This window comes from Natranaeroarchaeum aerophilus (assembly GCF_023638055.1).
GTDB lineage: Archaea > Halobacteriota > Halobacteria > Halobacteriales > Natronoarchaeaceae > Natranaeroarchaeum > Natranaeroarchaeum aerophilum.
In genome coordinates this window covers 1-5,187 of sequence record NZ_JAKRVY010000023.1, presented here as the reverse complement: position 1 = coordinate 5,187, position 5,187 = coordinate 1, and the positions used below count along the sequence as shown (strand labels likewise).

The 5,187-nt window shown below is 54.2% G+C and carries 9 protein-coding genes; 4 read left to right on the top strand and 5 right to left on the bottom strand.

Features of this window, described 5'->3' with window-relative positions; all coding sequences use genetic code 11:
- Positions 1 to 83: 83 nt before the first annotated feature.
- The gene (locus AArcSt11_RS16790; RefSeq protein ID WP_250598851.1) at positions 84 to 551 is read left to right on the top strand and encodes a TcaA second domain-containing protein; all 468 of its coding nucleotides are present in this window, start codon (positions 84 to 86) and stop codon (positions 549 to 551) included.
- A gap of 157 nt (positions 552 to 708) precedes the next feature.
- Here the strand turns inward: AArcSt11_RS16790 and AArcSt11_RS16785 are convergent, their stop codons facing one another.
- The 5 genes from AArcSt11_RS16785 to AArcSt11_RS16765 all read right to left on the bottom strand — a co-directional run bounded on the left by AArcSt11_RS16785 (position 709) and on the right by AArcSt11_RS16765 (position 2,812).
- Positions 709 to 1,293 (bottom strand): hypothetical protein, encoded by a 585-nt coding sequence (locus AArcSt11_RS16785; RefSeq protein ID WP_250598850.1) that lies wholly within the window; start codon positions 1,291 to 1,293, stop codon positions 709 to 711.
- A gap of 261 nt (positions 1,294 to 1,554) precedes the next feature.
- Positions 1,555 to 1,809 (bottom strand): type II toxin-antitoxin system HicA family toxin, encoded by a 255-nt coding sequence (locus tag AArcSt11_RS16780; protein ID WP_250598848.1) that lies wholly within the window; start codon positions 1,807 to 1,809, stop codon positions 1,555 to 1,557.
- A gap of 15 nt (positions 1,810 to 1,824) precedes the next feature.
- Complete coding sequence (locus AArcSt11_RS16775) at positions 1,825 to 2,097, bottom strand: type II toxin-antitoxin system HicB family antitoxin (protein ID WP_250598846.1); 273 nt, start codon at positions 2,095 to 2,097, stop codon at positions 1,825 to 1,827.
- A complete protein-coding gene (locus AArcSt11_RS16770; protein ID WP_250598844.1) occupies positions 2,094 to 2,333 on the bottom strand; it encodes a winged helix-turn-helix transcriptional regulator in 240 nt (79 codons plus the stop codon). Before AArcSt11_RS16770 ends, AArcSt11_RS16775 begins: the two co-directional genes overlap by 4 nt.
- 137 nt (positions 2,334 to 2,470) lie before the next feature.
- A complete protein-coding gene (locus AArcSt11_RS16765) occupies positions 2,471 to 2,812 on the bottom strand; it encodes a hypothetical protein (protein ID WP_250598842.1) in 342 nt (113 codons plus the stop codon).
- Positions 2,813 to 3,447: 635 nt separating this feature from the next.
- On the opposite strand from AArcSt11_RS16765, the gene AArcSt11_RS16760 reads away from it, so the two are divergent.
- The 3 genes from AArcSt11_RS16760 (at position 3,448) to AArcSt11_RS16750 (ending at position 5,148) form a co-directional block, all read left to right on the top strand.
- Entirely contained in the window at positions 3,448 to 4,497 is a 1,050-nt protein-coding gene (locus AArcSt11_RS16760) for a presenilin family intramembrane aspartyl protease PSH (RefSeq protein WP_250598840.1), read from the top strand.
- Positions 4,498 to 4,568: 71 nt separating this feature from the next.
- On the top strand, positions 4,569 to 4,901 hold the full coding sequence (locus tag AArcSt11_RS16755) for a cupin domain-containing protein (RefSeq protein WP_250598838.1): 333 nt from the start codon (positions 4,569 to 4,571) through the stop codon (positions 4,899 to 4,901).
- Between the two features lie 76 nt (positions 4,902 to 4,977).
- Complete coding sequence (locus AArcSt11_RS16750) at positions 4,978 to 5,148, top strand: hypothetical protein (RefSeq protein WP_250598835.1); 171 nt, start codon at positions 4,978 to 4,980, stop codon at positions 5,146 to 5,148.
- Positions 5,149 to 5,187: the final 39 nt, after the last annotated feature.

Here is a 5,187-nt window from a genome sequence, read left to right as displayed (position 1 = left end):
GACACAGTTCCAACACCCTGCTTCCTTCATTGAGAACGTTTCTATGACACGCTCATTTTATGCTAAAGATTTAATTTGGTTCTATGGTGAATAGACGCCAATTCATTACCGGAGTTGCCACCGCAAGTGCAGCCGCAGTTGCAGGGTGTAGCAGTGTACCATTTATTAGCAGTGGCCCAGAAAATGCTTATGAAGAATATTTTGAAGCGATACAGAACGGTGATGCAGAGGCCGTAAATGAGATTTTGCATCCAGAAGCACCTTCGTATCCAGTTGAAGAATCTTCTGTTCAAGCAGATATCGAGCTCATTGAGGCAAATGAGGTTTCAACGAGAGAAGTTCTTGAATTTTGGGCTGAACAATCCGGTGATTCAGGTGATGTGACCGATGAGTCCGTCCAAAATCAGGAAGAACATACTGAATCGAGATTAGACGAGTACGGCGCGGACGATCACGCTTGGGTTTTGATAACAATTGAAGGCGGTGAAGGTGAACAAGAAGCTTCGGTAGAAGCCATTCAGGATGGTGAGGATTGGTACTGTTATACTTAGGCACATCTGTTTGTAAAATACTAAAAGAACTGTGTTAGGCGAAACGGAGCACGTACGTTCAGGACAGTTCTTTTGAAAGATACTGATTATATTCTGGCTTGGCGTGTTGCATTGTTCGTCTGTACGTACCGATTGACAGTCCACCTATTTGACCGAGTTAGTTACAAACGTTGTCAGTTTCTACCTCATAGTCTCGATCAGCCTGGTCGTCCAGTTGGTCTTCTCTGAAACTTTTGCCTTGCTCAAGCGTATATGGGCCTGATCCGCTGGCACCGCTAGGGGCTTCTTCCGACGGGAGATCTTCTTCGAACTCGTAATAATAGATGTCAGGGAATGAAAACCCGCCAAACATCTGTACAACTGGCCCCACGTGTGAGGATTCAACGTCTGAAAGCTCAAGACTTGTCCATTGATCATTGTGTGGGTATCTCGCTTCAACGAGATAGTCGCCTGGTTGATCGCCCAAGTCTGGGTCAATCATGTAGTGATTCGGACTGGCTGTTCCAGGGAGCTCTTCGTCTACGTCTGCCGGATGGACTCGATAGACTCGCTCAAAAACAACTGTCTCATTTTGGGAGATACGAAGACAGAGCTGCTGAGTTTCATCGCGGTAATTCATCATTTGAACGAACAAGAGTTGTCGGTCTTCATCAGCCAGAATATCAAGACACCCTGGCAAGGTAACTACCAGAGAAGTTCCGCAAACAACCGAGAGGAAATCACGTCTTGTCGGCCCGTTCATAAGCGTATGTTAGATATAACACACTCCATTGGTAAAGTTGTTAGATCAATTCACTCTATGGAACGATTCCCGGGGGAGCAATACTGGTATGCCATCCGTTCTATGACTTCCTAATCTGTTCCCTGTGGTGACTTGGTCTATCCTTCTCGCACAGGACTTCAATGGCGTCGATGGTGTCCTTACGCATCTCGCCACACGATTCCACGTTGATCTAGGCCACACTGGGGTGTGAGTGGTCGAGTGGGTTCCAGTCCCCGTCAATTATCGGTTTTGGTCGATCCAGGCTTTGAATTTCTGGTAGTCGTTCGCGCCGGCCTGATCTGCGATGTCTTTGAGCGTGCCCTCGCTGATCTCGTCGTGAAGCGGGACTGGGACGGTACGCGCTTCGGCGTCGTGGTCCTCGGGCGGCTCCCAGCGGAGGATCGCATGGTCGCCGCGCGTGCGCTTCCACTCGTAGATTCCGCTGTTGACCATCACCTTCACTACGTCTCGTCCTGAGAACGGCGAGTACGACATTGGTAGTAGGAGAGGTTACTCGAAAATTTCCGAGTCATCGAGAGAGTCGGAGGTGTTGTTCTCGGGGTCAATCCCCATCTCGCGGAGATCCTCGTCGCTAGGAGGGTCGCCATCTCCATGATAGCCGTGAAGTGCTTCATCGAGGTTTTCAAGTGCCTCCTGGCGGCTCTTACCCTGACTGGCGACGCCGGTTTCTTCATCCTTTGCGACCCACCAGTTGGTTTCACGGGTAAGCGTGATCGTGGTGCCCGTCGGCGGGTCGTGATTGCTGCTGGAGTCAGTGCTCATGCTTTAGCCTCCGGAGTCAGACTCCATGCGAGAGAGTTCCCGATCATCTTACTCTCCACCTTGCCGTCGGTTTCGAGTTGACGAAGTCGGTAATCAGCGCTGGGGCGCTTGATTCCCAGCTCTTCGGCAACCTCCGTCGTGCCTGCAGGCCCGTGCTTTTGTACGGCGACGAGGACCTCGTCGTCGCTGTGTTTCGCGGAGAAACGCCCGCGCTCATCACGTTCGCTTTCACTCATACTTTGGCGTACGGATGCGTAGGATAAAAACCCATCTACTACGAAGTAGATGGTCAACCGATAGCGCATCCTATTAAGCGCAGACGAGTAGCTCAAACATCACATCTGAACCCGAATCGTTTAGCTCGCGGCGTGCTTTACTTGGACTCAGTGAGTTCCCGATCAAGTGTTAGTAAGTCACCGTCAGGGCCATGGAACTCGAATGGTGGAGTCCCAGATGCAGGTTCTTCGTGAATTGCTTGTTCGGTGATGCCGAGCCAGACGGCGATGATCGGCAGGGAAAGCGTGCTGTATGTGTGGACGATCTTCCCGAATCGTGGTGCTTGGTCCCAGTCAGATAGATCACCTCGGTCTTTGAGCCAGAGTGCGAACAGATCGGTCAGCATTTCCTTGCTAGACCCACCGGAGTAGCGTGCTCCGTGATTGGCGTCGACGGCGTCAATCGACCACTCGTACTGGATCGTTGGGGTAGCGGTCACGGACATTGTGCGGACTACTGAGTCCAGCATCACTGTATTTATAGATAGCGCTTTACTAGATTTTGTTCTACATATTTTCCAGAAAAGAATACGTGCAATCAGGCAGGAAGAGTTACCCGAATACAGCTTTGAGGTTCTGTTAAAATACTTCGCTCTTCCGTTGGAGATTGTTGATACAGTCACCCGTTTCAAACCTCACTCAGTAAATAGCCGTCAGACCCGCTTACAAGCAAGTTCTCGATCCAGTCCACACCACAGAATCGCAATAGTGCTCGGCATCAACAATGTGCTTTACAAGAGCGAATCAAAATAATGCAACGGATTTCAGAACGAATTCCCTCCGATATTAAAGAGGAGCCTTAGCCACGCCGAAGCCGAAACTGCTGACGAATGGCTCAGATGAACACGACCATTCTCGCGCGATGCAAGCTTCGAGAGTGCGGTAAGGCCCGAGACAACAGAGGGTTCCGTACTACCGGATAATCGAGTCGGTCATCCGCTGTGGGAAGCCGACGATCAGCTGGTAGATACTCTGTTTCGATTCGTTCGGTTCTCTCAGCGCTGCGCCCTCGCCGTGGTCACGAGGGACTGGTCAACAACACAACGCCGATTACCCCCCATCAGCAAGAACGGGTATGAACGAACGAACGCGACTCGGTGCGGCTGTCGTGGGGACGGTTGCCCTGTTCGTGCTCGTCCAGTTGGGCGCACTCGCGCTCGTCGAGCCCTTCCAGCAGGCAGAGTATCAGGCGGTCGAAGATCCCTCGGATCCGGCGAACAGCGCGCTCTTCTTTGCAGTGCTTCTCGTCGCCACTGGCGTCATGCTCGCGGTGATCAAGTACGAGGCCGAGTGGCTGATCCGGGCGAGCGTCATCGGCGTCAGTGGGATGCTCACATGGTATGTCCTGAACGCCGTCGTTCCCGGTGGTGCCGTCGCCGGAGTACCGCTCGGACTCCTCCCGATACTGGCTGCCCTTGGCGTGATCGCCGGGCTGATCTATCATCCCGAATGGTACGTCATTGACACCGCCGGAGTCCTGATGGGCGCGGGGGCCGCGGGCATGTTCGGCATCAGTTTCGGCCTCCTGCCAGCGATCGCTTTCCTCGTCGTACTCGCGGTGTACGACGCCATCAGCGTCTACAAGACGAAGCACATGCTCACCCTCGCTGATGGCGTGATGGGCCAGAAGATTCCCGTGCTGCTCGTCATTCCCACCTCACTCTCGTACTCGTTCCGGGAGGCGGGCGCTGGTGAGGAGATGACTGACGACGCGACGGCCGACGGGGGTGAGGGTACCCGGGATATCTCCGAGACCGAAGTGGACGCCGATGCGCCGGAGGCCGGGACGTCAGTAGACGAAGCCGACGACGGTGTCCGTGATGCCCTCTTCATTGGTCTCGGAGACGCCGTCATGCCGGCAATTCTGATCGCCAGCGCCGCCTTCTTCATCCCGACGGAGGTCGCGCCGGGATTCGATCTCCCGGTCGTCGCCATGAATATCCCCGCACTCGGCGCGATGATCGGGACTATTGTCGGCCTCGTGATCCTCCTGCGAATGGTGCTTGAAGGGCGCGCACACGCCGGACTCCCGCTGCTCAATGGCGGCGCGATCGCGGGATATCTGCTCGGCGCGCTCGCCAGCGGCCTCACGCTCATGCAGGCGCTCGGGATTCACTCGTTCTGAGAACAGGAGCCGCACCGAAGATGATCGGGGAATCGGTTTTTGTGCCAGAGCTGAAACGATCAGGGGTAGCCATGAATGATGACCAACTCGACGGCCTGACTGGCGACGTCTTCGATATCACTGAGCTACTCGACTATCAGTCCGGTGCGATCGTGAGCCGGACGCTGATCGACAAGGAATCGGCGACAGTTACGCTCTTTGCCGTCGCTGAGGGGCAGACGATCAGCGAGCACACTGCACCCCACGACGCGATTATGCAGGTCCTCGACGGGACGGCGACGGTGACGATTGACGACAGCGAGTACGAGGTGAGTGGGGGTGAGTCGCTGGTGTTTCCGGCGAACGAACCCCACGCTCTGGAGGGCAAGGAGTCGTTCAAAATGCTGTTGACGATGGTTCGTTGAGTCCTGGCAGGACTCGGTCTATACGACCTGTACGCGCCCCCACGAGTTGAAGTAGCTATATAACTAAAAATAGTGTATGACAGAACAGACCGCCACAACAATGGACTCCATCGAGATCAGGGAGTTCCTGCAGGACCAGAGAACTGGCGTACTCGCACTCGCGAAAGCGTCGGACGCCTACGCGGTACCGGTATCATTCTTTTACGGAGAATCAAGGAGAAAGCCCCGTGCTTTAGCGCGGGGATGAATCCGACAACTGGGGTAACGAAATACGCTCGTAGCTCCG